At 72.8% G+C, this 26,398-nt stretch carries 21 protein-coding genes and 2 pseudogenes; 15 read left to right on the forward strand and 8 right to left on the reverse strand.

The window, feature by feature from the left end; translation table 11 throughout:
* Window positions 1-4 precede the first annotated feature (4 nt).
* The 3 genes from kdpA to IEJ02_RS13815 are packed head-to-tail and all read left to right on the forward strand — an operon-like array spanning window position 5 to window position 4,475.
* Window positions 5-1,666 carry a potassium-transporting ATPase subunit KdpA gene (gene kdpA / locus IEJ02_RS13805; protein ID WP_191065133.1) on the forward strand — a complete coding sequence of 554 codons (1,662 nt, stop codon included), beginning with the start codon at window positions 5-7 and terminating at the stop codon, window positions 1,664-1,666.
* On the forward strand, window positions 1,666-3,801 hold the full coding sequence (kdpB, locus tag IEJ02_RS13810) for a potassium-transporting ATPase subunit KdpB (RefSeq protein ID WP_191065134.1): 2,136 nt from the start codon (window positions 1,666-1,668) through the stop codon (window positions 3,799-3,801). The genes kdpA and kdpB overlap by 1 nt, the downstream gene beginning before the upstream one ends.
* Before the next feature lie 5 nt (window positions 3,802-3,806).
* Window positions 3,807-4,475, forward strand: coding sequence for a potassium-transporting ATPase subunit C (locus tag IEJ02_RS13815; protein ID WP_191065135.1), 669 nt, complete (start codon window positions 3,807-3,809; stop codon window positions 4,473-4,475).
* A 134-nt stretch (window positions 4,476-4,609) separates the two neighbouring features.
* Here IEJ02_RS13815 and IEJ02_RS13820 read toward each other — a convergent pair whose 3' ends face one another.
* From IEJ02_RS13820 to IEJ02_RS13835, 4 genes are all read right to left on the reverse strand, one after another.
* Window positions 4,610-5,419, reverse strand: coding sequence for a hypothetical protein (locus IEJ02_RS13820; RefSeq protein ID WP_191065136.1), 810 nt, complete (start codon window positions 5,417-5,419; stop codon window positions 4,610-4,612).
* Window positions 5,416-5,964, reverse strand: coding sequence for an RNA polymerase sigma factor (locus IEJ02_RS13825; protein ID WP_275559168.1), 549 nt, complete (start codon window positions 5,962-5,964; stop codon window positions 5,416-5,418). The genes IEJ02_RS13820 and IEJ02_RS13825 overlap by 4 nt, the downstream gene beginning before the upstream one ends.
* Window positions 5,961-6,119: a hypothetical protein gene (locus IEJ02_RS13830; RefSeq protein ID WP_165556238.1), complete on the reverse strand. Its 159-nt coding sequence runs from the start codon at window positions 6,117-6,119 to the stop codon at window positions 5,961-5,963. Before IEJ02_RS13830 ends, IEJ02_RS13825 begins: the two co-directional genes overlap by 4 nt.
* Before the next feature lie 742 nt (window positions 6,120-6,861).
* Window positions 6,862-7,701, reverse strand: a complete 840-nt coding sequence (locus tag IEJ02_RS13835) for a helix-turn-helix transcriptional regulator (RefSeq protein ID WP_191065137.1) — start codon at window positions 7,699-7,701, stop codon at window positions 6,862-6,864.
* A 103-nt stretch (window positions 7,702-7,804) separates the two neighbouring features.
* On the opposite strand from IEJ02_RS13835, the gene IEJ02_RS13840 reads away from it, so the two are divergent.
* Window positions 7,805-8,512, forward strand: coding sequence for an SDR family oxidoreductase (locus tag IEJ02_RS13840; RefSeq protein WP_191065138.1), 708 nt, complete (start codon window positions 7,805-7,807; stop codon window positions 8,510-8,512).
* A 101-nt stretch (window positions 8,513-8,613) separates the two neighbouring features.
* On the opposite strand, the gene IEJ02_RS13845 is transcribed toward IEJ02_RS13840, so the two are convergent.
* On the reverse strand, window positions 8,614-9,372 hold the full coding sequence (locus IEJ02_RS13845) for a CDP-alcohol phosphatidyltransferase family protein (protein WP_275559169.1): 759 nt from the start codon (window positions 9,370-9,372) through the stop codon (window positions 8,614-8,616).
* 118 nt (window positions 9,373-9,490) lie between these two features.
* On the opposite strand from IEJ02_RS13845, the gene IEJ02_RS13850 reads away from it, so the two are divergent.
* The 5 genes and pseudogenes from IEJ02_RS13850 to IEJ02_RS13870 form a co-directional block, all read left to right on the forward strand.
* On the forward strand, window positions 9,491-10,489 hold the full coding sequence (locus IEJ02_RS13850) for a zinc-dependent alcohol dehydrogenase (RefSeq protein ID WP_191065139.1): 999 nt from the start codon (window positions 9,491-9,493) through the stop codon (window positions 10,487-10,489).
* A gap of 78 nt (window positions 10,490-10,567) precedes the next feature.
* On the forward strand, window positions 10,568-10,966 hold the full coding sequence (locus IEJ02_RS13855) for a 6-pyruvoyl trahydropterin synthase family protein (protein WP_191065140.1): 399 nt from the start codon (window positions 10,568-10,570) through the stop codon (window positions 10,964-10,966).
* The gene (locus IEJ02_RS13860; protein WP_191065141.1) at window positions 10,963-12,069 is read left to right on the forward strand and encodes a glycosyltransferase family 4 protein; all 1,107 of its coding nucleotides are present in this window, start codon (window positions 10,963-10,965) and stop codon (window positions 12,067-12,069) included. The genes IEJ02_RS13855 and IEJ02_RS13860 overlap by 4 nt, the downstream gene beginning before the upstream one ends.
* The gene (locus IEJ02_RS13865; protein ID WP_191065142.1) at window positions 12,066-12,902 is read left to right on the forward strand and encodes a class I SAM-dependent methyltransferase; all 837 of its coding nucleotides are present in this window, start codon (window positions 12,066-12,068) and stop codon (window positions 12,900-12,902) included. The genes IEJ02_RS13860 and IEJ02_RS13865 overlap by 4 nt, the downstream gene beginning before the upstream one ends.
* 86 nt (window positions 12,903-12,988) lie before the next feature.
* Window positions 12,989-13,741: pseudogene (locus tag IEJ02_RS13870) on the forward strand (lysylphosphatidylglycerol synthase transmembrane domain-containing protein); the annotation flags it as partial.
* 279 nt (window positions 13,742-14,020) lie between these two features.
* On the opposite strand, the pseudogene IEJ02_RS48495 reads toward IEJ02_RS13870, so the two are convergent.
* Both IEJ02_RS48495 and IEJ02_RS13875 read right to left on the reverse strand, forming a co-directional pair.
* Window positions 14,021-14,656, reverse strand: a pseudogene (locus IEJ02_RS48495) (RibD family protein); the annotation flags it as partial.
* Window positions 14,653-15,405 carry a creatininase family protein gene (locus IEJ02_RS13875; protein ID WP_191065144.1) on the reverse strand — a complete coding sequence of 251 codons (753 nt, stop codon included), beginning with the start codon at window positions 15,403-15,405 and terminating at the stop codon, window positions 14,653-14,655. The pseudogene IEJ02_RS48495 and the gene IEJ02_RS13875, both read right to left, overlap by 4 nt.
* Before the next feature lie 98 nt (window positions 15,406-15,503).
* Between IEJ02_RS13875 and ribA the strand changes: the two genes are divergently transcribed.
* The 6 genes from ribA to IEJ02_RS13905 all read left to right on the forward strand — a co-directional run bounded on the left by ribA (window position 15,504) and on the right by IEJ02_RS13905 (window position 24,888).
* On the forward strand, window positions 15,504-16,160 hold the full coding sequence (ribA, locus tag IEJ02_RS13880) for a GTP cyclohydrolase II (RefSeq protein ID WP_137977292.1): 657 nt from the start codon (window positions 15,504-15,506) through the stop codon (window positions 16,158-16,160).
* A 180-nt stretch (window positions 16,161-16,340) separates the two neighbouring features.
* The gene (locus IEJ02_RS13885) at window positions 16,341-16,847 is read left to right on the forward strand and encodes a (2Fe-2S)-binding protein (protein WP_137977293.1); all 507 of its coding nucleotides are present in this window, start codon (window positions 16,341-16,343) and stop codon (window positions 16,845-16,847) included.
* Window positions 16,844-17,833, forward strand: coding sequence for an FAD binding domain-containing protein (locus IEJ02_RS13890; protein ID WP_191065145.1), 990 nt, complete (start codon window positions 16,844-16,846; stop codon window positions 17,831-17,833). The genes IEJ02_RS13885 and IEJ02_RS13890 overlap by 4 nt, the downstream gene beginning before the upstream one ends.
* Complete coding sequence (locus tag IEJ02_RS13895; protein ID WP_191065146.1) at window positions 17,830-19,962, forward strand: xanthine dehydrogenase family protein molybdopterin-binding subunit; 2,133 nt, start codon at window positions 17,830-17,832, stop codon at window positions 19,960-19,962. The genes IEJ02_RS13890 and IEJ02_RS13895 overlap by 4 nt, the downstream gene beginning before the upstream one ends.
* A gap of 2 nt (window positions 19,963-19,964) precedes the next feature.
* On the forward strand, window positions 19,965-20,903 hold the full coding sequence (locus IEJ02_RS13900) for an NAD(P)H-binding protein (protein ID WP_191065147.1): 939 nt from the start codon (window positions 19,965-19,967) through the stop codon (window positions 20,901-20,903).
* Window positions 20,904-22,164: 1,261 nt separating this feature from the next.
* Window positions 22,165-24,888 (forward strand): SpoIIE family protein phosphatase, encoded by a 2,724-nt coding sequence (locus IEJ02_RS13905; protein ID WP_223863778.1) that lies wholly within the window; start codon window positions 22,165-22,167, stop codon window positions 24,886-24,888.
* 85 nt (window positions 24,889-24,973) lie between these two features.
* Here IEJ02_RS13905 and IEJ02_RS13910 read toward each other — a convergent pair whose 3' ends face one another.
* A complete protein-coding gene (locus IEJ02_RS13910; RefSeq protein WP_191065148.1) occupies window positions 24,974-26,164 on the reverse strand; it encodes a glycosyltransferase in 1,191 nt (396 codons plus the stop codon).
* Between the last annotated feature and the right edge of the window lie 234 nt (window positions 26,165-26,398).

Raw genomic sequence — 26,398 nt, forward strand, 5'->3', positions numbered from 1 at the left:
AGCCATGGGTCCCGTACTCGCCGGCGTGCTGCAACTGCTCGCCCTCATGGGGGCGCTGGCGCTCGCCTACGTCCCCCTCGGCACCTACATGGCCAGGGTCTACTCCTCCGAGAAGCATCTGCGCGTGGAGAAGTGGATCTACAAGGGCATCGGTGCCAACCCCGACGCCGAGATGCGCTGGACCGCGTATCTGCGCGGGGTGCTGGCCTTCTCGGCGGCCGGGGTGCTCTTCCTCTATCTGCTGCAGCGGCTCCAGGGCAGCCTGCCCGGTTCGCTGGGGTTCTCCTCGATCGAACCGGCGCAGGCGTTCGACACGGCCGCCTCCTTCGTGACGAACACCAACTGGCAGTCGTACGCCGGCGAGCAGGCCATGGGCCACGTCGTGCAGACCGCCGGTCTGGCCGTGCAGAACTTCGTGTCGGCGGCGGTGGGCATCGCCGTCGCGGTGGCGCTGGTGCGTGGCTTCGCGCGCTCGCGCACCGGTGAGCTCGGGAACTTCTGGGCCGATCTGGTGCGCGGCACGGTCCGCGTGCTGGTGCCGGTGGCGGCGGTCGCCGCCGTGGTGCTGGTCGCCTGCGGGGCGATCCAGAACTTCTCCGGCATCCACGAGGTCGGCCAGTTCATGGGCGGCACGCAAGCGTGGAACGGCGGGGCAGTGGCCTCGCAGGAGGCCATCAAGGAGCTGGGCACCAACGGCGGCGGATACTTCAACGCCAACAGCGCCCACCCGTTCGAGAACCCGACCCCGTTCACCAACCTCTTCGAGATCTTCCTGATCCTGGTCATCCCGCTGGCGCTGACCCGCACCTTCGGCGTCATGGTCGGCTCGGTCAAGCAGGGCTACGCGATCCTGGCGACCATGGTCACCATCTGGGTCGGCTTCGTCGCCCTGCTGATGTGGACCGAGTTCGCCCACCACGGCCCGGCGCTGCAGGCCGCCGGTGGCGCGATGGAGGGCAAGGAGACCCGGTTCGGGGTCGGCGCCTCGGCGCTCTTCGGGGTGTCGACCACGCTCACCTCGACCGGAGCGGTGGACTCCTTCCACTCCTCCTTCACCGGCCTGGGCGGTGGCATCACCATGCTCGGCATGATGCTGGGCGAGATCGCGCCCGGCGGGGTGGGCTCCGGCCTCTACGGGATGCTGATCATGGCGATCATCGCGGTGTTCATCGCCGGGCTGATGGTCGGCCGTACGCCCGAGTATCTGGGCAAGAAGATCGGTTCCCGCGAGATCAAGCTGGCGGCCTGCTACATCCTGGTCACCCCGGCGCTGGTCCTGGTCTTCACCGCCGCCTCCATGGCCCTGCCGACGCCGCCGCACTCGATGCTCAATTCCGGTGCGCACGGCTTCTCCGAGGTGCTGTACGCCTTCACCTCCGCCTCGAACAACAACGGCTCGGCCTTCGCGGGCCTGAACGCGAACACCGACTGGTACAACACCACGACCGGGCTCGCGATGCTGCTCGGCCGCTTCGTGCCCATGGTCTTCGTGCTGGCGCTCGCGGGCTCGCTCGCCGGGCAGCGGCCGGTCCCGGCCACCGCGGGCACCCTGCGCACCGAGAAGCCGCTGTTCACCGGGTTGTTGGTGGGCGCGATCCTGATCATCACCGGTCTGACGTACTTCCCGGCGCTGGCGCTGGGGCCGCTGGCCGAGGGGCTGGCGTGATGACGACCCGCATAGAAAACCACGAGGACTCCATGTCCACTGCCACTCCGACCAGGGCGCCACACAGCGGCGTTCCCACCGGGCACACCTCGGCCGAGGACCGTGTCGGCGCGGGCCTCTTCGATCCCCGGCAGCTGCTGCGGTCGCTCCCGGACGCCTTCCGCAAACTGGATCCGCGGGTGATGGTGAAGTCGCCCGTGATGTTCGTCGTGCTGGTCGGGTCCATACTGACCACCGCGTTCTCGTGTCAGGACCCGGGCGACTGGTTCGGCTGGGCGATCAGCGCCTGGCTGTGGCTGACCGTGATCTTCGCCAATCTGGCGGAGGCGGTCGCCGAGGGCCGTGGCAAGGCGCAGGCCGACACCCTGCGCAAGGCCAAGACCGACACCGTCGCGCGCCGGCTGCTGGGGGACGGCTCGGAGGAGCGGATCCCCGGCACCGGGCTGACCATCGGTGACCTGGTGGTCTGCGAGGCCGGCGAGGTCATCCCCGGTGACGGCGATGTCGTGGAGGGCGTCGCCTCGGTCGACGAGTCGGCGATCACCGGCGAGTCGGCGCCGGTGATCCGGGAGTCCGGTGGCGACCGTTCGGCCGTGACCGGCGGGACGAAGGTGCTGTCCGACCGCATCGTCATCAGGATCACCACCAAGCCCGGCGAGACCTTCATCGACCGGATGATCAATCTGGTGGAGGGCGCCGCACGGCAGAAGACGCCCAACGAGATCGCGCTGAACATCCTGCTCGCCTCGCTGACCATCGTGTTCCTGCTGGCCTGCGCCACGCTGCCGCCGTTCGCGGATTACGCGGGCACGCGTCTGACGATGGTGGTGCTGGTGGCGCTGCTGGTCTGTCTGATCCCGACGACGATCGGCGCGCTGCTGTCGGCGATCGGCATCGCGGGCATGGACCGGCTGGTGCAGCGCAATGTGCTGGCGATGTCGGGCCGGGCGGTGGAGGCCGCCGGTGACGTCTCCACGCTGCTGCTGGACAAGACCGGCACCATCACCCTGGGCAACCGGCAGGCGGCGGAGTTCGTGCCGGTGCGCGGCACCACCGAGGCCGAGGTGGCGGACGCCGCCCAGCTGTCGTCGCTGGCCGACGAGACCCCCGAGGGCCGGTCCGTCGTGGTCCTGGCGAAGGAGGCGTACGGGCTGCGCGAGCGCCACCAGGGCGAGCTGGTGGGCGCCGAGTGGATCGAGTTCACCGCGCAGACCCGGATGTCGGGTGTGGACGTCGGCGAGCGGAAGATCCGCAAGGGGGCGGCCGGTTCGGTCATCGCCTGGGTCCGGGAGCGGGGCGGTACGGTCGCCGAGGACGCGGACCGGATCGCCCACCGGATCTCCGCGGCCGGTGGCACCCCGCTGCTGGTCGCCGTCCAGGACGAGACGGGCGCTCGTGTCCTGGGCGTCATCCACCTCAAGGACGTGGTCAAGGAGGGAATGCGGGAGCGGTTCGACGAGCTGCGCCGCATGGGCATCAAGACCGTCATGATCACGGGTGACAACCCGCTGACGGCCAAGGCGATAGCCGAGGAGGCGGGCGTCGACGACTTCCTCGCCGAGGCCACGCCCGAGGACAAGATGGCCCTGATCAAGCGGGAGCAGGCGGGCGGCAAGCTGGTCGCGATGACCGGCGACGGCACCAACGACGCCCCGGCGCTGGCGCAGGCGGACGTCGGGGTGGCGATGAACACGGGGACGTCGGCCGCCAAGGAGGCCGGCAACATGGTCGACCTCGACTCCAACCCGACCAAGCTGATCGAGATCGTGGAGATCGGCAAGCAGTTGCTGATCACCCGGGGCGCGCTGACCACCTTCTCCATCGCCAACGACGTCGCGAAGTACTTCGCGATCATCCCGGCGCTGTTCGCGGCGGTCTATCCGGGCCTGGACAAGCTGAACATCATGCGGCTGTCCTCGCCGGACTCGGCGATCCTGTCCGCGGTCGTCTTCAACGCACTGATCATCGTCGCGCTGGTGCCGCTCGCCCTGCGGGGTGTGCGCTACCGGCCGATGAGCGCGGACAAGATGCTGCGGCGCAACCTCGGGATCTACGGCCTCGGCGGCCTGATCGCGCCCTTCCTCGGCATCAAGATCATCGACCTGCTCATCTCCCTCATCCCCGGGATCGGCTGATCGCCATGAACCATACCGTCACGAACACCGTCCGGCTGTTCGGCGCCGGGCTGCGCGCCCTGCTGATGCTGACCCTGGTCACGGGCGTCATCTACCCGCTGGTGGTCACCGGCGTCGCCCAGGGGCTGTTCCACGACAAGGCGAACGGCTCCGAGATCACGGCGCACGGCAAGGTCGTCGGCTCCTCGCTGATCGGGCAGTCGTACGACCTGCCGCTGAAGAAGGGCCAGGAGACCCCGGATCCCGATCTGAGGTGGTTCCAGGGACGCCCGGCGAACGGCCTCGGCAGCAACAGCGTCAACACCCAGTACCAGCTGCTGCTGTCCGGAGCCACCAACCTCGCCGCCGACAGCAAGGACCTCCTCCGGCAGGTCCGGGCCGCCAAGGCCGCGGTCATCAAGAACAACTCGGTGCCCGGCTACACCGTCAAGCCGTCGCAGGTCCCCGCCGACGCGGTGACGTCCTCCGGCTCCGGCCTGGACCCGGACATCTCCCCGCAGTACGCGAAGATCCAGGTCCACCGGGTCGCGGAGCGGAACGGGCTGTCCGTCGCCCGGGTGGAGAAGCTGGTCAAGGACGCGACCGAGGGGCGCACGGCCGGGTTCATCGGCGAGCCGCGGGTGAACGTCCTCGAGCTGAACATCGCGCTCAAGGATCTCGTGGCCCAGCGCTGAGGTGCGCGGCGCGGAGGAGTTCCGCGTCCTTCAGGAACGGGGGCCGGACCTTCAGAAGCGGGGGCCCGGTCCCTCTGGAGCGGGAGCCGGCGGTCGGAGGATTCTCCGGCCGCCGGCTCCCGCCGTTGTGCCACTCAGGCCGGTGAACCGCTGCGCGGCCGCTCCGGCAGCACGGCCCGGCCGGGCGGAGGCGCGGCGTCCGTGGGGGTCTTGGTGGTGGTCTTGGTGGTGGTGAGGTCCTCGATGCGGTCGGCGAATCCCGGCTCCGGCAGCGGGAGGTCGATGTCGGGGTCGTCGGTGAAGTCGACGGCCTCGGCGACGTAGTGGATGACCGCCCTGGTGGCGGGCGGGACCTCCTGTCCCCTCTTCAGGCCGTGCAGGATGCGGAGGGCTGCGGCCATCTCGTGGTCGGTGGCGGTCCAGTCCTCCACGGTGTCGGTGACCGGCGGGACGTCGTTGCCCGCCTGCTCGTGCCACCACTCGAGCCATGCGTGCGCCTGGCCGTCCTCGCCCAGGGCCATGTGGTGGAGGTAGAGGCAGTACGCGGCGGCGGGGTCGCCGGCCCCGGCGGCGAACTGCCACCAGAACTGGGCGTGGTCCTCATGTCCGGCCAGCTGGAGCACGCACCCCAGGACCCGGGAGCCGGGCGGTTCGAGGATGCGGCGGGTGAGGAAGTCCCGCAGCTGGGTCAGGGCGTCGGGACGGGCGATGATCGCCTCGCACAGGGTGTGCAGGTCCTGCGCCATCCGCTCGTCCGCGCCCGGCACCGCGGCACCGGCGGCCGCGGCGGTCCGCCGGCCCTGTTGTGGGGGGCGCTCCTGGGGCGGGATGCCGCCGGGGCCCGCGTGGCGGGCGGCGAGCCGGGCCTCGGCGGCCTCGAAGTCGATGGGAGGGGTGGGATTGAGCAGGGCCCGCGCGAGGATGCGGTCAATGGGTGAGGTCATCGGTTGTCCTTGGCCAGGAGTTGTTGCAGACGGCGGCGGGCGTAGCGGGCGGTGGAGCGGACGCCGGCCTCGGTGATGCCGAGGTGGGTGGCGGTCTCGGCGACGCTGTAGCCGCGGCAGTGGAGCAGGATGACCACGTCCTGCTGGCGCTCGGGGAGTTTCTTGATCGCCTGATAGAGGTTCAGGCTCTCCTCCAGGACGGCGATGGGGTCGACCGCGTCCTTGAGGATCGCGGTCTCGAAGGTCGCGTTGTCCAGGAGGGCGGGGCCCCGATTGCGGGCCCGGGCGAGGTCGATGACCCGGTTCTTCATGACCTTCCAGGCGTAGGCGGCCGGGTTCTCCATGGTCAGCACCTTGGGCCAGCAGCGCAGGAGTTGTTCGAAGGCGGCGTCGACGGCCTCTTCGGCGTCCGCGTGGTTGCCGAGGTAGACCATGGCCCGGTCGATGTACGCCTTCCGGTGGAGTTGGTGGAAGGCACGGAAGTCGGCGGGGAGTCCGGTGGTCATCGAGGTGATCTCGCGCGAGCGCGGGAAGTCGTTGGTCACCGCTCCCCTCCCTCCTGGTTGTTGCGATGCAGTTCCGATACGCCGACGCGGACTCCCATCGCGGCCGCGCGGCGCAGGAGGGCGATGGCGTCACTGCCGAATACTCGGGCGACGAGTACGGCGGTGACGACGTTCACCACGGTTTGAAGATTCACCGGACTTCGCTGTCCTTCTGTTCGTCGTACGAGGGTGGCCCCCACACGCCCCGCGAGTGCGCCGTGTTGCGCCCTCTGCTCAGATAGCGCGCACGGACGCGGGTTCGTGCATCGGATGAGCCTAAAATCTTACGGAACGCAGCGATCCAATTACGCAAATATGAAAATCTCACCGCCAGATTCAGGGGTTGGTGCGGGGCCGACCGACCCCGTACCACCCGCGCCGCGCTGGCGCCGTTGGGCGCGAGCGGCGGGTCATGGGGTGCCCGGCGGGTCTTTCCCCCACCCCGCCCCTTCCCACAACCAGGGGCTCCGCCCCTGGACCCCGGCCAGGGCCGCCCGACCGGGGCCTGGGGTGGAACTCCGGTTCCGCTCCGCCCCTGGCCCCAAGGGGGCGACGAGCCGAACGCCGCCGCGATCAACTCACCGGCCCAGGACACCCACCGCGCCACCTGCGATGCGGCGGAAGACCGGGCGGACGCCCGCGTACACCCGGGCCGTCCGGCCGGGGTTCGGGGCGGAGCCCCGGGTTTACTTCCCCTGGACCCCAGGGGGCGACGAGCCGGTCGTTGGCGTGGTCGGCTCACCGGGCGGGGGCGGGGGCGGAGCCCCAGTTGTGGGAAGGGGCGGGGAGGGGAACGGCCCGCCGCAGGCGCGGCTGGGGCTACGTAGCGGGGCTGCGGGAGTGGGTCGGCGATGGGGAACGGCCCGCCGCAGGCGGCGCGCGAGGCGGCGGGCGCCGCTAGCCGGTGAGCGACTGGGTGCCCAGCACCGTGAGCAGGGCGAGGCGTTCGGCGTCCTCGGTGCCGGGCTCGGCGGTGTAGACCACGATGCGCAGATCGCTGCCCGCCACGGTGAGCACATCGCAGTCCAGCGTCAGCGGGCCCACCCGCGGATGGTCGATGGTCTTGCGCGACGCCTCGTGGTGGCCGACCGCGCCGGAGTCCCACAGCTCGGCGAACCGCTCGCTGTTCGCGCGCAGCTCCGCGACCAGCCGCCGCAGCCGCTGGTCGGCCGGGTAGCGGGCGGCGGCCGTACGGAGGTCGGCGACCAGCGCGGCCTGGAACTCGTTCCGGGCCTCATGCGTCTGCCGGGACCCGGTGTCCTCGCTGACGAAGTGGCGCCAGACCCCGTTGCGCTCGTTGCCGCGCCACCGGGACGGATCGCCCCTCAGGGCCACGTACGGCGGATTGGCCATGAGCAGCGTCCAGGAGGCGTCGCTCACGGCCACGGGCGTTCCGGTCAGCCGGTCCAGCAGCCGCTGGACGCTCGGGGTGATGTACGCGGGGACCGTCTCCGGGCCCGGTGGGGCCAGCCCGGCCAGCCGGAAGAGGTGGGCACGCTCGGCCGCCGACAGTCGCAGCGCCCTGGCCAGGGCCTCGACGACCTGGGTCGAGGGATGGGAGGCCCGGCCCTGTTCGAGGCGGGTGATGTAGTCGACGGAGATCCCCGCCAGCAGGGCCAGCTCCTCACGGCGCAGCCCGGCCGCGCGCCGCTGCCCGCCGGCCGGCAGCCCGGCGGCCTCCGGCGGGACCCGGTCCCGCCAGCGCCGTACCGCCTGCCCGAACTCCGTGGTCGCCATGGTCACCAGTCTGCACCCCGGGCCGGGGAGGAGCCTGGTACCCGCGGTCCCAGGAAGACGGAGCACCTGGCTGCCCGCCCGGCCCGGGGGCAGTCTGGAGGGCATGACGACAACACTTATCACTGGAGCGAACAAGGGTCTCGGCTTCGAGACGGCCCGCCGACTGATCGCCGCGGGCCACACCGTCTACCTGGGCAGCCGGGACGCCGACCGCGGACGCCGGGCCGCCGAGCAGCTGGGGGCGCGGCTGGTCGTCCTCGATGTCACCGATGACGCGTCCGTGGCCGCCGCCGCGAAGACCATCGAGGCCGACGGCGGGCTGGATGTACTGATCAACAACGCCGGTATCGAGGCGCGGACGCCGGACGGCGGGGTGATCGGCGCCGCCGAGGTCACCGCCGACATGATGCGGGAGGTGTTCGAGACGAACGTCTTCGGGGTGGTGCGGGTGACCCATGCCTTCCTGCCGCTCCTGCGGCGGTCCGCCGCGCCGGTCGTGGTCAATGTCAGCAGCGGGCTGGCCTCGCTGGAGCGGGTCTCCACCCCGGACACCCCCACGCACGCCTATCCGGGGGTCGCCTATCCGGCGTCGAAGACCACGGTCAACATGGTCACCGTGCAGTACGCGAAGGCGTTCCCGGAGATGCGGATCAACGCCGTGGAGCCCGGCTACACCGCGACGGACCTCAACGCGCACACCGGTCACCAGACCGTCGAGGAGGGTGCCGAGATCATCGTCCGTATGGCGCAGGTGGGCCCGGACGGCCCGACGGGAGGCTACTTCGACATCGAGGGACGTCTGCCCTGGTAGAGGGCTCCCCGACAGAGGGCTCAAGGGCACCATCCCCCGGTAGCGGGGCCCTCCCCCGGTAGCGGGCGTAGCGGGCGGCGGGCTCGCCGGCCCCGCCGCGCTCACTGCGCCCGGTCGGCCCTGGTGCGCCACAGCCACCTGATGTCGCGGGCGAAGGACCAGCTGAGCAGGGTCAGGGCCAGCAGTGCGGCGCCGAAGGCCGCCGGATACGGGAGCACATCGGCGCCGACGACCAGCAGCAGGACGCCCTGGAGCGCGGCCACCGTCTTGCGGGCCGTGCTCGGGGGCAGCTGGCCGTTCAGCCAGGGCAGCACCCACGCCGCGGCGACGAAGGCGTAGCGCATGGCGCCGATCAGCAGCACCCAGGGGCCGAGGAAGGTGGCCACATAGATGCTGAGCACCAGGATGAGGACGGCGTCGACCTCCATGTCGAACCGCGCGCCCAGGGAGGACGAGGTGCCGGTGCGGCGCGCCACCTGTCCGTCGACCGCGTCGAGGATCAGCGCCATCGCGGTGAGGGACACCAGGGCGGTGACCGGCGTCGGGCTCTCGAAGGAGTCCGCGACCAGCGCGGTCACCCCGCCGACGAGCGTGGCCCGCGCCAGCGTGACGCGGTTGGCCGCGCCGAAGGACGCGAGCCAGGACCGCTGCAGGGCGCGGGTGAGCACCGCCCAGGTGGCGACCGCGAAGGCCAGGCCGGTCAGCCAGCCCGCGGGTCCCAGGTCGATCGCCGTGCCGAGCAGGACGAGCAACAGCAGCTGCGCGGCCGCGCCCACGGCTGTCTCGTTGCGCAACGCGGCCGCACCCGCGGCTGTCTCGTTGCGCACCAGCGTCGTGTTGTAGGGATTGTTCAGGGCCACCGTGCACCCTCCGGGCTGTGTGGCGGAGTGGATGGGTGCCGCGTACCGTGTTCGCGGCTTCATGGTCATCCGTACGTGGGCCACCGTCCGATTGTTCAGCCTCTCAGGAGAACGTCGTATGACGCGCACCGCCCGTGCCTTCTGGCTCCGCTCCCCCGGCCATGGCGAGATACGGGAGGTCGGCCTGCCCGAACCCGGACCCGAGGACGTGGTGGTGCGCACGCTGTGCTCCGGGGTCAGCCGCGGTACGGAGACCCTGGTCTTCCGCGGTGGCGTACCGGAGAGCCAGTACACCGCGATGCGCGCGCCGTTCCAGGACGGCGCGTTCCCGGGGCCGGTGAAGTACGGCTATCTCAACGTGGGTCTGGTCGAGGAGGGGCCGGCGTCGCTGCGGGGGCGCACCGTCTTCAGCCTGTATCCGCATCAGACCCGCTATGTGGTCCCGGCGAGCGCGGTGACCGAAGTGCCCGAGGGCGTGCCCGCGCCGCGCGCGGTGCTGGCGGGGACGGTGGAGACCGCGGTGAACGCCGCGTGGGACGCCGCGCCCCTGCTGGGCGACCGGATCGCGGTGGTGGGGGCGGGGATGGTGGGCGCCTCCGTCGCGGCGGTGCTGTCCCGGTTCCCCGCCGTACGGGTGCAGCTGGTGGACGCCGAGCCGGCGCGCGCGGAGGTCGCGCGGGCGCTCGGGGTGGACTTCGCGCTCCCCGGGGAGGCGGCGGGCGGCCTCGATCTGGTGGTGCACGCCAGCGCCACCGAGCAGGGGCTCGCGCGCTCGCTGGAGCTCCTGGCCCCGGAGGGCACCGTGCTGGAGCTGAGCTGGTACGGGGACCGGCGGATCGGCCTGCCGCTGGGCGAGGCGTTCCACTCCCGACGGCTGACGGTGCGCAGCAGCCAGGTGGGGACGGTGTCCCCGGCCCGGGGCTCCCGCCGCTCCTACGGCGACCGGATGGCGCTGGCGCTCGAGCTGCTCGCCGACCCCGCCTTCGACGCCCTCGTCACCGGTGAATGCGGTTTCGAGGAGCTTCCCGAGGTGCTTCCGAGGCTCGCCTCGGGCGAGATTCCGGGGCTGTGCCACCGGGTTCGCTACGACGCGGAATCTGCCGTGTCGCCCGGCTGAACACGGGGAACGCGACGGCCGTACTAGAAGGCGTGCCCCGGCCGAGGGCCCGACGCGCCGTATCTGGAGGGTCATCCGTTGTTCAGCATCACCGTTCGCGATCACATCATGATCGCTCACAGTTTTCGCGGCGAGGTCTTCGGACCCGCGCAGCGGTTGCACGGGGCGACGTTCCTCGTGGACGCCACCTTCCGCCGTGCCGAGTTGGACGACGACAACATCGTCGTCGACATCGGCCTGGCCACCCGGGAGCTGGGGGAGGTGTGCGGCGCGCTCAGCTATCGCAACCTCGACGACGAGCCCGACTTCAAGGGGATCAACACCTCCACCGAGTTCCTCGCCAAGGTGATCGCCGACCGCCTCGCGGAGCGGGTGCGCTCGGGGGCGCTGGGCGAGGGCGCCCGCGGGCTGTCCGGGATCACCGTCACCCTGCACGAGTCGCATATCGCCTGGGCGAGTTACGAGCGTGGCCTATGAGCCCGGCCGCACCGCGCACGGTGCACTTCGTGATGCCCGGCGGGGTGGCCGACCCGGCCGCGCCGAGCGGCGGCAACGTCTACGACCGGCGGGTCTGCCGGGATCTGCCCGGCGTCGGCTGGCGGGTCGAGGAGCACGCCATCGCGGGCGACTGGCCCCAGCCGGGCCCGGCCGCCCGCGCCGAGCTGACCCGGCTCCTGACCGCGCTGGCGGACGACACGCTCGTCCTGCTCGACGGGCTGGTGGCCTGTGCGCTCCCGTACATCGTCGTGCCCCAGGCCCAGCGGCTGCGGCTGTCGGTGCTGGTGCATCTGCCGCTGGGCGACGAGACGGGGCTGGCCCCCGGCCGGGCCGAGGATCTGAAGGCGCTGGAGGGCCGGACGCTGCGCGCGGTGCGGACGGTGGTGGCCACCAGCGCCTGGGCGGCCGGGCGGCTGGTGGATCTGCACGGGCTGGTCCCGGACCGGGTCCATGTGGCGGCGCCCGGCGCCGACATCGCGCCGCTCGCCTCCTCCGGCGGCGACGGCTCGCGGCTGCTGTGCGTGGCCTCGGTGACCCCGCGCAAGGGGCAGCTGCGGCTGGTCGAGGCGCTCGCGCGGATCGACGATCTGCCCTGGACTTGCGACTGTGTGGGCTCCCTGGAGCAGGACCCGGAGTACACCGCCCGGCTCCGGGAGCTGGTCGAGAAGCTGGGCGTGGCCGACCGGGTGCATCTGCTCGGCCCGAGGACCGGCGCCGAGCTGGACGCCGGCTACGCCTCCGCCGACGCGGTGGTGCTCGCCTCGTACGCCGAGACCTACGGCATGGCGGTGACCGAGGCGCTCGCCCGGGGCATCCCGGTGCTGGCCACCGCCGTCGGCGGGGTTCCGGAGGCGGTCGGGCAGGCGCCCGACGGCAGGGTGCCGGGCATCCTCGTCGACCCGGACGACCCCGACGCGCTCACGGCGGCGCTGCGCCGCTGGCTGGGCGACCCCGGTACGCGCCGCCGGCTCACCGCCGCCGCGCACGAGCGGCGCACCGCGCTGGCCGGGTGGGAGAACACCACCCGCAATCTGGCCGGTGCGCTGGAACAGCTCCGAGACGAACCGCGGAGGGCCGCGTGAAGACGACCGACGTACCGCGTTACACCCCCGACTGGCTGGAGCTGCGGGAGGGCGCCGACGCGGCGGCCCGCTCCCCCGAACTCCTCGAGGCGCTCGGCCCCCAGCTGTCCGGCCCGCCGCTGGTGATCCATGACCTGGGCTGCGGCACCGGCTCCATGGGGCGCTGGCTGGCGCCCCGGCTGAGCGGCCCGCAGCTGTGGATCCTGCACGACCGCGACCCCGAGCTGCTGGACCGGGCGGCGGTGCGGATGCCCCGGGCGGCCACCGACGGCAGCCGCATCACCATCGCGACGGCGCGCGGCGACCTCTCCCGGCTGACCGCGAGCACGCTGGACGGCGCCTCGCTGGTGACGGCGTCCGCGCTGCTGGACGTGCTCACCCCCGAGGAGGTGGACGGGATCGCCGCGGCCTGCGCCGAGGCGGAGTGCCCGGCGCTGCTGGCGCTGTCCGTGGTGGGGCGGGTCGAGCTCACCCCGGCCGACCCGATGGACGCGGAGATCACCGAGGCGTTCAACGCCCATCAGCGGCGCGGCGGTCTGGTGGGCCCCGACGCGATGGCGGTGGCCTCCGAGGCGTTCGCCCGGCACGGCGCGACGGTACGGACCCACGCCAGCCCCTGGGTGCTGGGGGCCGAGCAGTCCGCGCTGACGGCCGAGTGGCTGCGGGGCTGGGTGGGCGCGGCCGTGGAGCACCGGCCGGAGCTCGGCGCGCACGCCGAGGCGTATCTGCGCCGCCGGCTGGCGATGGCCGCGGCGGGCGCGCTGCGGGTGGTGGTGCACCACCACGATCTGCTGGCGCTGCCCGCGCCCCGCACGCTGGGGGCGGCCGCGTGACCGCCGCGCTGCGGGCCCGGCTCGGGGCGGCCGCGGGCGTCGCCATCCTCGGGGTGGTGCTGTGGCGGCTGGGCACCGGGGCCTTCGTGGAGGCCTTGCGCACCATCGACGGGCTCACCCTGCTGGCGGCGGTCGGCCTTGGCCTGCTCACCACGGTTTTCAGCGCCTGGCGCTGGTGTCTGGTGGCGCGGGGGCTGCGGATCCGGCTGCCGCTGGGCCCGGCCGTCGCCGACTACTACCGCGCGCTGTTCCTCAACGCCGCGCTGCCCGGCGGGGTGCTCGGCGATGTGCACCGCGCGGTGCGGCACGGGCGGGACGCGGGGGATGTCGGCCGGGGCGTGCGCGCGGTGGTGCTGGAGCGGGTCGCCGGCCAGGTGGTGCTGATCGCGGTGGGGGTGGCGGTCCTGCTGGCCCACCCCTCCCTGGCCCTGGCACACGCCGGTCGGCTGTTCGGCGGGATGACCACGGCATGGGTGGCCGCGGCGGGCGTCCTGTCGCTGCTCCTCATGGTGGCTTCGGTGGCCCTCCGGCGCCGCCGCCGCGCGGCGCCGGTGGCCGGGCGGCGGCGGGGCGCGGTCCGCGGCGCGCTCCTCGAGGCGCGCCGCGGGCTGCTGGCCCGGGGCAGCTGGCCGGGGGTGGTGATCTCCTCGGTGGTGGTGCTGGCCGGGCATCTGACGACGTTCGTGCTGGCCGCGCGGGTGGCGGGGTCAGACGCTCCGCTGACCGAGCTGGTGCCCCTGATGGTGCTCGCCCTGATCGCCATGGCGCTGCCGCTGAACGTCGGCGGCTGGGGCCCCCGCGAGGGCGTGACCGCCTGGGCCTTCGGCGCCGCGGGCCTCGGCGCGAGCCAGGGGCTGACCGTGGCCGTGGTCTACGGGGTGCTCACCTTCGCCGCGAGCCTCCCCGGTGTCGTGGTGCTGGCCGTCCAGGGTTACGGCCGGCTGCGGGGCCGACAGGTCGAGTTCGAAGAGGGTGTCCTCGCCGAGGGTGTCGCGGCGGACCGGCGGGCGGAGCGCGTCCCGCATGACCGTCGTCCCGTCGAAGCGCAGCCCGGGGATGCCGCCGCCGAGCAGGACGGGGGCCACGGTGACGTAGAGCCGGTGCAGCGCCCCCGCGTGCAGGAAGCGCGACACGGTGACGCCGCCGCCCTCGACGAGTACCCGGCCGAGCCCGCGCCGCCGAAGCGCCCGCACCAGGTGGTGGGGGGCAAAGGCATCCGGGTCGTCAAGCGTCAGCACGTCCACGCCGTCCGGCGGCGCCGGCCGGCGCTCGCCGGTGGTGCCCACCACCCACAGGGTCGGAGCTGAGCCATCGGTGAACACCCGTCGGTCGAGCGGCACCCGTCCGCGCGGATCGAGGACGACCCGCACCGGGTGGGCGCCCGCGCAGGCGCGCACGGTCAGCTGGGGGTCGTCCGCGACGGCGGTGCCGGCCCCGACGACCACCGCGTCGGCGAGGGCGCGCAGCCGGTGGAGATGGCGGCGGTCCTCCTCGCCGGTGACGTAGTCGGCGTCGCCGGTGCGGGTGGCGATGAAGCCGTCCAGGCTCTGGCCGAGCTGAGCGACGGTCAGCCGCGGCCCGGCCAGGCACAGCGGAAGATAGCGGTCGACCAGGAGCCGGGCCTCCGGCGAGGCGGCCTCGCTCCACCGCCACCGGCCGTCCGGGCCCCGGACCAGACCGGCGGCCCCGGCGTCCGCCTCGGTCCGGACCGAGCGCAGCCGCTCCCATGCCTCTTCCGTCTCCAGGAAGGTCATCGCGCCTCCTTCTCGGCACCGACCAGGGAAAGATACTCGGCGAAGCAGTCGACGAGCCCGGAAAGGAGTTCCTTTCCCTTGTCCGCGGACGCCCTGGACGGACGGCCGATGACCCCGGACTCGGTATAGGCGGGCATACCGAGGGTGAGCAGATGTTTCCGATCGTCGGATATCCAGTCGGAGGTTTCGTGACCGGGCCGTACGAGTTCCGGATGGGCATGCAGGAGGATCGATGTCTCCAGTTCCCCCGCATGCATATCGCTGTTGGCTGGGGTGCGTACTCCGGCGCGTGTCCTGGCGACCTCCCAGTCGGCCGATCCGGGGAATAGCGCCATGCGGAAGTCAGTGCCCGCGGATTCCTGAACGATGTTGCGCAGTACGTAATTTCCGCCGTGTCCGTTCACCAGAATCAGACCGCGTATACCCGAGCGCCTGAGTGAGTCCGCGATATCGCGGACGACGGCGTAGAGGGTGGCCGCGGAAATCGACACCGTCCCTGGCCAGGCGGCGTGTTCATGGGAGCAGGAGACCGTCACCGGGGGCAGTTGGAGCACCGGATACGCGGCCGCGATCTCCCCTGCGACCGTGCAGGCGATGACCGTGTCGGTCACCAGTGGGAGAAATGCGCCGTGTTGCTCGAAGCTGCCTACGGGAAGAACGGCGACATCGGCCCGGTCGGCCCGCACTTCCTCCGTCGTCCGTGTCGGCAACACCATGCCGGCCTGGGGGCGCGTTCCCGAACCGCTCATATCTCGTGGACCTTTCATGCGTCGGCCGGACAGCTTGTTGCTGCGGCTTTTCTCATTCTCCTGTACAAGGGCGGTGGTTTTCCAGATAAGATCGGGACATGACAGAAAGTGATGGCGTGTTCGATGTCGACACCCGCACCTCGGGTGTCGAACGAGTGGTGAATGTCCGGCTGGCCACGAAGCATGGCGACTTTCTCGCGATCGGCTATCGGGACCTCGTGCTGGGTGATGAACAAATAGCGCTGGTATACGGCGATGTCGGCGGGCAGGAAGCGCTTACCCGGCTGCATTCCGAGTGCCTCACCGGAGACGCGTTCGGCTCCCGTCACTGCGAGTGCGGCGACCAGCTCTCCGCGGCGCTGAAGGCGATCGTGGCCGAAGGCCGGGGCGTCCTGGTGTATCTGAGGGGCCATGAGGGGCGCGGGATCGGGCTGCTCGCCAAGCTCCAGGCGATGAAGCTCCAGTCCGAGGGGCTGGACACCGTCGAGGCCAACCTCGCCCTCGGTCTGCCGGCCGACGCCCGCGACTACAAGGTGGCGGCGGATGTCCTGCACGACCTCGAGGTGCGCTCCGTGCGGCTGCTGTCCAACAACCCCCAGAAGCGGGACGCGCTGGTGCGCCACGGCGTCCGGGTCAGCGAGCAGGTGCCGCTGCTGATGACTCCGCACCAGGAGAACCTCCCGTATCTGCTCACCAAGCGGGACCGCATGGACCACTATCTGCCCCATCTGGAAGCCGTGATCCAGCGCACCTGAAGGAGGCCCTGGCCCCGGGCCGCGGTCTGGTCCACCGGTGTCGGCCGGGCGTGGGCCGCGGCCCGTATCGGTACGGAGTTTCGGCGTGACCATACCGCCGAACGGGCGATCAGTGCCCATTTGTCCCAGAATGGGGGTGCCGCGTGACGTTCCGAAGGACGACGATCAAGGGTAGGGACCATGGACCTCGAGATCGACCTCCGCGTGGACGGGACCGAGCACCGCCTCACCGTCGACACCCGTACGACGCTGCTGGACGCCCTGCGCGAACAGCTGGGGAACACCAGCCCCAAGAAGGGCTGCGACCACGGACAGTGCGGCGCCTGCACCCTGCTGCTCGACGGCCGCCGGATCCTCGGCTGCCTGGCTCTCGCCGTCGCCCACCAGGGCGCGGACATCGTCACGGCGGCCGGGCTCACCGACGGTGAGCTGCATCCGCTCCAGCGGTCGTTCATCGCCCATGACGCCTTCCAGTGCGGCTACTGCACGCCCGGTCAGATCGTCTCGGCGGCCGGGATGCTCCAGGAGGCCGGGCAGGGCTGGCCCAGCGCCGTGAGCAAGGACCCGGGCGCCACCGATGTGGTGCTCGACGACGAGGAGATCGCCGAGCGGATGAGCGGCAATCTGTGCCGCTGTGCCGCGTACGCGAACATCGTCCCGGCGATCGCGGAGGTGGCGCACCGATGAAGCCCTTTCGCTACGAACGCGCCGATGAGGTGCCGGCGGCCGTCGCCACCCTCGTGAAGGAGCCCGAGGCGGCCTATCTGGCCGGGGGCACCAATCTGGTCGATCTGATGCGTCTTGAGGTGACGACCCCGGAGGTGCTGATCGACGTCCGGCGGCTGACCTCGGACCGGATCGAGGAGCTGCCCGACGGGGGCCTGCGGATCGGCGCGGCGGTGACGGGCAGCGATCTGGCCGCCGACCCGCGGGTCCGGCGGCGCTATCCGGTGCTCTCCCAGGCGCTGCTCTCGGGCGCCTCGGGCCAGCTGCGCAACCTCGCCACCACCGGCGGCAATCTGCTCCAGCGCACCCGCTGCCCGTACTTCCAGAACGTCACCACCCCCTGCAACAAGCGCCTACCGGGCTCGGGCTGCTCGGCGGTGGAGGGCTACCAGCGCGATATGGCGATCCTGGGCGCCTCCCCCGCCTGCGTGGCCACCCACCCCTCCGACATGGCCGTCGCGCTGGCCGCGCTGGACGCGGTGGCGACGGTGGCCGGCCCGGCCGCCGAGCGCCGGATCCCGCTGACCGAGCTGCACCGGCTGCCGGAGGACGCCCCCGACCGCGACACCGTCCTGGAGCGCGGTGAGCTGATCACCGGGGTGGAGCTGCCGCCCCCGCACGCCGCGGCCCGCTCCCGCTACCGCAAGGTGCGCGACCGCGCCTCGTACGCCTTCGCGCTGGTCTCGGTCGCCGCCGCGCTGGAGGTCACCGACGGGGCGGTACGGGACGTAGCGATCGCGCTGGGCGGGGTGGCGCACAAGCCCTGGCGGGCCACCACGGCCGAGGCGGTGCTGCGCGGCGCGCCCGCCACGCGGGAGAGCTTCGTGGACGCGGCCGCCGCCGAGCTGGCCGGGGCCCGGCCGCTGCCGGGCAACGCCTTCAAGGTCCCGCTCGCCCGCAACACGATGGTCGCCACCCTGCTGGAGCTGCTGGAGGAGGCGCGATGAGCGACGTCACGGCCCGCCCCCGCGCCATCGGCACCCCGATGGACCGTATCGACGGTGCGCAGAAGGTCACCGGCACCGCCACCTATGCCTATGAATGGCCCCTCGACCAGCCGGTCTATCTGTATCCGCTGCAGTCCACGATCGCCTCCGGGCGGGTCACCGGGGTGGACAGCGCGCTCGCGGAGGCGGAGCCGGGGGTGCTGGCGGTGCTCAGCCACCTCAACGCCCCCACGCTGACCCGCCCGGACGATCCGGAGCTCGCGGTGCTGCAGTCCGACGAGGTCGCCTGGCGCGGCCAGTTCATCGGGGCGGTGGTCGCCGAGAGCCTGGAGACCGCGCGCCGCGCGGCGGGGCTGGTCCGCGTGGACTACGAGAGCCGGCCCCCCGATGTGGTGCTGCGCGCCGACCGCGACGACCTCTACTCCCCGGTGCACGCCGCCGCCTTCGGCTCGGGCGGCGGAGAGCTCCAGGACGGCTCGCCCGCCGACAGCGTGCTCGGGGACGCGGACACGGCACTGGCGGCCTCGCCGATCATGGTGGACGCCACCTACTCCACGCCGATGTACCACAACAACCCGATGGAGCCGCACACCGCCGTGGTCACCTGGCTGGACGGTGAGCTGATCGTGCGCTGCTCCACCCAGGGCCCCTCCACGAGCCAGGCCCTGATCTCCGGGGTGCTGGGTCTTGAACCGGGGCGGGTGCGGGTGATCTCCCCGCATGTCGGGGGCGCGTTCGGCTCGAAGGTCTACCCCCACTCGTACGCCGTGCTCGCCGCGATGGCGGCCCGGATGGTCCGGCGGCCGGTCAAGTTCTCCCTGACCCGGCAGCAGATGTTCGCCCTGGTCGGCTACCGCCCGGCGTCGATCCAGCGGATCCGGCTGGCCTCCGGCCGGGACGGCAGGCTCACCGCGCTCTCCCACGAGGTGATCGAGCAGACCGCCAAGGCCAAGGGGTACGCGGAGCAGGTGGCCGTATGCTCCCGGATGATGTACGCGGCGCCGCACCGGCGCACCACCCACCGGCTGGCCCCGCTGGATGTCCCGGTGCCCACGATCATGCGGGCGCCGGGCGAGGCGCAGGGGATGTACGCGCTGGAGTCGGCCATGGACGAGATGGCGATCGCCTGCGGTCTCGACCCGGTGGAGTTCCGGATCCGCAATGAGCCGGAGGCGCACCCGGAGTCCGGGCTGCCGTTCTCCAGCCGCCATCTGACGGCCTGTCTGCGCGAGGGCGCCCGCCGGGCCGGCTGGGACCACCGCGACCCGGTCCCCCGGTCGCGGCGCGAGGGCCGCTGGCTGGTGGGCACCGGCATGGCCGCCTCGACGTACCCCTCGCCCCGCTTCCCCGGCAACGCGGCCACGATCCGGCTCGCCCCGGACGGCCACTACACGGTCCGGATCGCCGCCGCCGACCTGGGCACCGGCACCTGGACGGCGCTCACCCAGATCGCCGCGGACGCGCTGAGCGTACCCGTAGGGCAGGTGGAGATGCGGATCGGGGACACCGCGCTGCCGACCGCGTCGGGCGCCGGGTTCTCGGCGGGCATCAACAGCTGGGGCACCGCGATCTGGGAGGCGGCGGACCGGCTGCGGGCCCGGCTCCAGGCCGAGCACGGCGGTATCGCGCCGCCGGAGGGGCTGGAGGTCACCGCGGAGCTGCCCGGCGGCAATCCGGAGGCCGAGCGCTATGCGATGCACAGCTTCGGCGCCCAGTTCGCCGAGGTACGGGTGGACGAGGACACCGGCGAGGTGCGGGTGGCACGGCTGCTGGGGATGTTCGACGTGGGCCGGGTCATCAACCCCAAGACGGCCCGCTCCCAGCTGATCGGCGGCATGACCCAGGGGATCTCGATGGCGCTGTACGAACACAGCGTGCTGGACCCGCGGTTCGGCCATGTGGTCAACCAGGACTTCGCCCAGTACCACATCGCCTCCGCCGCCGATGTGCACACGATCGAGGCCCACTGGCTGGACGAGTCCGATCCGTACACCAACCCCATGGGGGCCAAGGGCCTCGGTGAGGTGGGCATCACGGGCACCGCCGCGGCCATCGGCAACGCCGTGCACCACGCGACCGGTGCCCGGATCCGCGAACTGCCCATCACCCTCGACAAGTTGGTGTCCTAGCCGTGCCCGATCCACCGATCCTGGTGACCGGCGCCGCGGGCGGCGTCGGGGCCGTCGGCCGCACCGTGGTGGAGGAGCTGCGCCGGCGCGGGCTGCCCGTGCGCGCCATGGTCCACCGCGAGGACGAGCGGGCCGAGGCCCTGCGCGCCACGGGCGCGGAGGTGGTGGCGGGCGATCTGACCCGCGCCCCGGATGTGGTCCGGGTGCTGTACGGCTGCGGTCGGATGTACTTCGGCATGAGCGTCTCGCCGAAGTACCTCGAGGCCACGATGACCACGGCGGCGGTCGCCCGCGACTACGCGCGGCTGGACGCGCTGGTCAACATGTCGCAGATGACGGTCTCCCAGATGGATCTCACCAGCGCCTCGGAGTCGACGCAGCAGCGGGAGCACTGGCTGGCCGAGCAGGCGCTCAACTGGTCCGGCCTGCCCGTCACCCATCTCCGGCCCACCATCTTCATGGAGAACCCGCTTTTCACGGCCTTCGCCCACCGCTCCATCGCGGAGGAGGGCACGATCCGGCTGCCGTTCGGCGCCGGGCGCACCGCCCCGGTCGCGGCGCGGGACGTCGCCGCGGTGGTGGCCGAGATCCTGGTGAACCCCTCCTCGCACATCGGCAGGACCTACCATCTGACCGGCCCGGCCTCGATCGACATGACCACCATGGCCGAGGAGTTCGCCGTAGCGCTCGGCCGGCCGGTCGCCTATGTGGACGTCTCCTACGAGGCCTGGGTCAACCACGACCTGAAGGCGCTGGGCCTGTCCGACCACCTCTTCGACCACCTCGCCACGATGGCGCGGCTGCACGCGGAGAACCGCTACGACCGCTGGACCGACGACATCGAGACGATCACGGGAAGGCCCGCGACCGGGGTGCGGGAGTACGTCCGCGAGCAGGCCGAGATGTTCACGAACGCGACTGGGAGCAGTGGCGCACCGTGATGCCCCCTGCCCGGCCCCGCCCGCCGCAGCACACCCCCCGCCTGGCCCCGCGCCGCCCCTGCCCCTGCCCCTGGTCGACCGCCGCCGCGCGACTCGTTACGGGGTGTCCGGGGGACCACGCGCGGGAGCCGCGCATCGATGTTTTCCCCTCCCCGCCCCTTCCCGATACCAGGGGCTCCGCCCCTGAACCCCGGGGTTGTGGGGCGCAGCCCCGGTTGCAGGGTCTGGGGGCGGAGCCCCGGTTGCAGGGGCCTGGGGCGCAGCCCCGGGTGCACGGGTGCAGGGTCTGAGGCGCAGCCCCGACTGCGGGAACCGGGGCCCAGCCCCAGTCGCGGGGGTCAGGGGTAGAGCCCGCAGGGTCTGGGGCGCAGTCCCGTTCGCGGGGGCCAGGAGCGCAGCCCAGGTCGCGGGAACGGGACCCAGCCCCAGTCGTGAGGCCAGGGGCAGGCAGAGCCCCGATTGCAGGGGCCTGGGGCGCAGCCCCGGGTGCACGGGTGCAGGGTCTGAGGCGCAGCCCCGACTGCGGGAACCGGGCCCAGCCCCAGTCACGAAGCTAGGGACGCAGCCCCGATCGCGGAGTCCAGGGGCACAGCCCAGGTCGCGGCAACAGGGGCCCAGCCCCGGTCGCAGAGCCGGGGACCCAGCCCCGACTGCGGGAACCGGGCCCAGCCCCAGTCACGAAGCTAGGGACGCAGCCCCGGTCGCGGAGGCCAGGGGCGCAGCCGAGGTCGCGGCAACGGGGGCCCAGCCCCGGTCGCAGAGCCGGGGACCCAGCCCCGACTGCGGGAACCGGGCCCAGCCCCAGTCACGAAGCCAGGGACGCAGCCCCGGTCGCGGGGTCCAGGAGCGCAGCCCAGGTCGCGGCAACGGGGGCCCAGCCCCGGTCGCAGAGCCTGCGACCCAGCCCCGACTGCCCGAACCGGGCCCAGCCCCAGTCACGAAGCCAGGGACGCAGCCCCGGTCGCGGAGGCCAGGGGCGGAGCCCCGGGTGCACGGGTGCAGGGTCTGGGGCGCAGCCCCGACTGCGGGAACCGGGCCCAGCCCCAGTCGCAAGGCCAGGGACCCAGCCCCGATCGCGGAGTCCAGGGGCGCAGCCCCGGTTTCGGGGGCTGGGGCGGAGCCCCGGTTTCGGGGGCTGGGGCGGAGCCCCAGGAATCGGGAAGGGGCGGGGAGGGGAGCAAGCCGCCGGAGGCCCCACGATCCGCCGGACACCTCCCGGCACACTCCCGTACATATGCTCCCAAGGGAGTAAATTTTCCCCATGGGCATGGATGTGGCCGTCGCCACGCGAATCCGCATGATCACTGAGGCGGGTAACGGCCTGAGCGGCCCCGATCTGCTCGGATTCGCGCTCGACCACGCCGTGACGGAGACCGGCGGTCTCGGCGGCATGGCGCATCTGCGCGGCACCGGCGCCCGGCCGCTGCTGCTCGCCGCGGTGCACGGGCTGATCCGTACGGTCGCCCGGGACTGGGAGGAGGTCGAGCCCAACGGCGCCAGCGCCCCGGCCCGCGCGATGGCCCAGGGCACACCGGTGTGGGCGCCGGCCCCCGGCGCCGGGGACGGCACGGGCCCGGCGCTGCCCGCCGGAAGCGGGCTGCTGGCGGTTCCGCTGATCACTCCGGAGGAGGTCACCGGCGCGCTGTCGGTGCTGATGGTCCCGGCCGAGCGGCCCGCACCGGAGCGGTGGGCGGCCGTCGAGGCGCTGGCCGCGTGGGCCGCCCCACGGCTGCGAGGGGACCCGCCTGACCGGGACCAGACCCAGGACCGGGGCCGGGGCCGGGGCCAGGACCGGGGCCGGGTCCAGGACCAGGACCAGGACCAGGGCCGGGTCCAGGACCAGGGCCGGGGCCGGGTCCAGGACCGGGACCAGGACCAGGGCCAGGACCAAGACCGGGACCAGGACCGGGGCGGCACCCGCACGTTGATGGCGGACGACCAGGTCAGCCAAGCGCTCTGGCACATGAGCGACGCGTTCTTCGCGGTCGACAGCGACTGGCGCGTCACCTTCGTCAACGGCGAGGCGGAGCGGCTGCTCGGCGCCTCCCGGACGACTCTCGGCCGGACCCTGTGGGACGCCTTCGCGCGGCTGCGCGTCGACGACGCGGAGCCGGACCTGCGGAGCCGCTACCGGCGGGCCGCCGAGAGCGGCACCCCGGTCGGGTTCGAGGTGCGCTGGCCCACCGATCAGCGCTGGTACTCCATGCGGCTGGTCCCGGTGCCGAACGGTCTCACCGTCTACGCCGCCGACATCACCGCGAGCCGGGCGCGCGAGGCTGAGCGGGCCGCGGCCGAGCGCGCGGCGGCCGAGCGCACCGCGCGGATCGGCGAGCTGACCGACGCCCTCGCGCAGGCGCTGACGATGCGCGACGTGGTGAACGCCATCGCCGACCGGGTGCTGCCGCCGTTCGGCGCCTCGGGGATCGTGGTGCAGCTCATCGAGGGCAGCGTGATCCGGATCGCCGGGGCCGTCGGCTATCCGCAGCCCTTCCTGGAGTCGATCGACGGGGCGTCGATCCTTGATGTGTCGCCGGTCGCGGAGGTGTACTACACCGGGGCGCCGGCCTTCGTCGAGTCGGCCGAGGAGTACACCGCGCGCTACCCCGCCATGGCCGGGCGGCCCGCCGCGGCGCACAAGCAGGCATGGGCCTTTCTGCCGTTGATCGTCTCCGGCCGGAACATCGGCTGCTCGGTGGTCGCCTTCGCCGAGCCGCGCCGGCTCGACGCGGAGGAGCGGGCCCTGCTCACCGCGCTCAGCGGGCTGATGGGGCAGGCCATCGAGCGCGCCCGGCTGTACGACATCGAGCACACCCGGGCCAAGGAGCTCCAGCGGGGGCTGCTGCCACGCGCTCTGCCGTCGCTGTCCTCGGTCACCACCGCCGCACGCTATCTGCCCGCCAGCGAGGGCATCGAGGTGGGCGGTGACTGGTACGACGTGATCCCGCTGTCCGGCGCCCGGGTGGCCCTGGTCATCGGCGATGTGATGGGGCACGGGCTGTCCGAGGCGGCCACCATGGGCCGGCTGCGCACCGCCGTGAACACCCTGGCCGAATTGGAGTTTCCGCCCGCCGAGTTGCTCACCCGCCTCAATGACCTGGTGAGCGACCTGGGGGACAACCTCTACGCGACCTGCCTGTACGCCGTGTACGACCCGGCCCGCGCCACCTGCGTCTTCTCCAGCGCCGGACATCCGCCGCCGGCCGTCGTACGCCCCGGCCACCCGGTCCGCTTCGCCGGCGGCGCCCCCGATCCACCGCTGGGCGCGGCCCAGCCGCCGTTCGAGACCACCGAGGTGAGTCTGGAGGAGGGCAGTCTGCTGGTGCTGTACACCGACGGTCTGGTGGAATCCGCCGCCCGGGACATCGACCGCGGGATGCGGCACCTGGCGAGCGCGCTGTCCAGCGCGACCCGCGCACCCGGCCCGGGAGACACCCGGCGCGACGGAGACCGGCGCGACAGAGAGCGGGGGGACGGAGACCGGGGGGACGGAGACCGGGGCGGGAACGCGTCGCTGGAGCGGCTGTGCGACGAGGTGCTGGCCGAGTTGCTGCCGGAGAAGCAGCTCACCGCCGATGACGCGGCGCTGCTCATCGCCCGCACCCATGCGCTCGCCTCCGACCACATCGCCGCATGGCCGCTGTCCGAGGGGCCGATCGCCGCGGGCGAGGCGCGCGATCACGTCCGGGACCAGCTGACCCACTGGAAGCTGGCTTCCCTCACCCCCATCACGGAACTGCTGGTCAGCGAGTTGGTCGCGAACGCGATCCGGCACGGCAAGGGACCCATCGGGCTGCGGCTGCTACGCGGCGAGGGGCTGATCTGCGAGGTGACCGACTGCTCCTTGACCACGCCCCGGATCCGGCATGCCGCGGAGACCGACGAGGGCGGGCGCGGGCTCCAGCTGGTCTCGGCCCTCTCCCAGCGCTGGGGCACCCGCTACACGCCCACCGGCAAGTGCATCTGGACCGAACAGCCACTCCCCTGACGCCTCGCGGAAGACAGGCGCCCTTCGGACATCGAAACGCGAACCGGGAGAGGCGCACGCCGGGGCGCGGGGCGCGGGGGCCCGCTCAGCCCGCGGGTGCGCCGCGCCGTGGCATGCGGCTGGCGGGCGGCACCCGCAGGCAGCCGTCCGGGCCGCAGGTGGTGGTGCGGTCGTAGAGGTCCATCAGGCGGCGGGCGCCGCGGGCGATGTCGTAGCGGTCGACGGCGTCCGGGACCGGGAAGCGCAGCGGGCCCTGGGCGGCCTGCGCGCGCAGGGCGGCGGCGAGGGCGGCCGGGCCGGGGGCGATACGGCGGGCGCCGGGCGCGGCGCCGTCGGGCAGCTCGTCGAGGGCGGGGCAGACGGTGTGCAGCACCGGCAGCCCGGCCGCGAGCCCCTCCAGTGCCGCGAGGCCGAACGCCTCCTCGGCGGACGGCGAGACCAGCACGTCCATGGCGGCCAGCAGCGCGGGCAGCCCCGCGGGCCGGTCGTCGGCCGGGGCCACCGCGCCGTCCCGCTCCCCCAGCAGCCGGACCCGGTCGGCCACGCCGAGCCGGGCGGCCAGGTCCTCCAGGGCGGGACGCTCGGGGCCCTCGCCGACCAGCAGCAGCCGGGTGTCCGGCACCTCGGCGACGGCCCGTACCGCCGTGTCGAACCGCTTGTCCGCCACCAGCCGGCCCACCCCGCCGACCACGAAGGCCCGGTCGGGAATGCCGAGGCGGGCGCGGGCGGCCGCCCGGGCGGTCGGCTCGAAGCGGAAGTGGCGGGCGTCGATCCCGTTGGGCACCAGATGGATCCGGCGGTTGGGCACGCCCCAGTCGCGCAGCCGGTCCGCGACGGCGGCCGAGACGGCGACGGTCGCCGAGCCCAGCCGCTCGGCGGCGAGATAGCGGGCGCGGAGGGCGGCGTTGAGCGGGCGGCCGTCGATCCGCCGCTCGCCCAGGCTGTGTTCGGTGGCGATGACCGCCCGCACCCCGGCCAGCCGGGCGGCGATCCGGCCGAGCACACAGGCCCGGTACAGATGGGTGTGCACCAGGTCGTAGCCGCCGGACCGGATGATCCGCACCAGCCTGGGCACGGTGGTGAGCTGCCGCTCGCGCCCGCCGTCCAGGGGCAGATGGGTGACCGGGATGCCGTCCGCGCGGATGCCGTGCGCGGTGGCACCGGGGCCCGAGAGGGCGATGACGTCACAGCGCACCGGCATATGGCGCAGCAGCAGCCGCAGTTGCTGTTCGGCTCCTCCGGCCCCGAGGCGGGAGATGATGTGCAGGACTCTCATCGGGCGACTGCGCCCCATCCTCCGTATTCCGATGGGCTTCGATCGGTGCCGACCCTGCCAGACGGCGGGATGTAAATCACGTAAGACGCGCGCCGCTGGGCCGTCGGAGTGGATGCCTTACGGACCGTCAACAAAGGCGCGCCGAATATCCGATGTGCACGCTCATGCCCCATGGGATTGTTACCTTCTCATCTCGCGCGATGACCTGAAGAATATGGCCCGTATGGGTCATCG

The sequence above is a fragment of the Streptomyces sp. 5-10 genome (assembly GCF_014712245.1).
Taxonomy (GTDB): Bacteria; Actinomycetota; Actinomycetes; order Streptomycetales; family Streptomycetaceae; genus Streptomyces; species Streptomyces violaceusniger.

What these genes read in the sequence shown, in the direction of transcription:
- kdpA (WP_191065133.1), top strand. Translation starts at nt 5, where the DNA reads ATGGGTCCCGTACTCGCCGGCGTGCTGCAACTGCTCGCCCTCATGGGG.
- kdpB (WP_191065134.1), top strand. Translation starts at nt 1,666, where the DNA reads ATGACGACCCGCATAGAAAACCACGAGGACTCCATGTCCACTGCCACT.
- IEJ02_RS13815 (WP_191065135.1), top strand. Translation starts at nt 3,807, where the DNA reads ATGAACCATACCGTCACGAACACCGTCCGGCTGTTCGGCGCCGGGCTG.
- IEJ02_RS13820 (WP_191065136.1), bottom strand. Translation starts at nt 5,419, where the DNA reads ATGACCTCACCCATTGACCGCATCCTCGCGCGGGCCCTGCTCAATCCC.
- IEJ02_RS13835 (WP_191065137.1), bottom strand. Translation starts at nt 7,701, where the DNA reads ATGGCGACCACGGAGTTCGGGCAGGCGGTACGGCGCTGGCGGGACCGG.
- IEJ02_RS13840 (WP_191065138.1), top strand. Translation starts at nt 7,805, where the DNA reads ATGACGACAACACTTATCACTGGAGCGAACAAGGGTCTCGGCTTCGAG.
- IEJ02_RS13850 (WP_191065139.1), top strand. Translation starts at nt 9,491, where the DNA reads ATGACGCGCACCGCCCGTGCCTTCTGGCTCCGCTCCCCCGGCCATGGC.
- IEJ02_RS13860 (WP_191065141.1), top strand. Translation starts at nt 10,963, where the DNA reads ATGAGCCCGGCCGCACCGCGCACGGTGCACTTCGTGATGCCCGGCGGG.
- IEJ02_RS13875 (WP_191065144.1), bottom strand. Translation starts at nt 15,405, where the DNA reads ATGAGCGGTTCGGGAACGCGCCCCCAGGCCGGCATGGTGTTGCCGACA.
- ribA (WP_137977292.1), top strand. Translation starts at nt 15,504, where the DNA reads ATGACAGAAAGTGATGGCGTGTTCGATGTCGACACCCGCACCTCGGGT.
- IEJ02_RS13885 (WP_137977293.1), top strand. Translation starts at nt 16,341, where the DNA reads ATGGACCTCGAGATCGACCTCCGCGTGGACGGGACCGAGCACCGCCTC.
- IEJ02_RS13890 (WP_191065145.1), top strand. Translation starts at nt 16,844, where the DNA reads ATGAAGCCCTTTCGCTACGAACGCGCCGATGAGGTGCCGGCGGCCGTC.
- IEJ02_RS13895 (WP_191065146.1), top strand. Translation starts at nt 17,830, where the DNA reads ATGAGCGACGTCACGGCCCGCCCCCGCGCCATCGGCACCCCGATGGAC.
- IEJ02_RS13905 (WP_223863778.1), top strand. Translation starts at nt 22,165, where the DNA reads ATGGGCATGGATGTGGCCGTCGCCACGCGAATCCGCATGATCACTGAG.
- IEJ02_RS13910 (WP_191065148.1), bottom strand. Translation starts at nt 26,164, where the DNA reads ATGAGAGTCCTGCACATCATCTCCCGCCTCGGGGCCGGAGGAGCCGAA.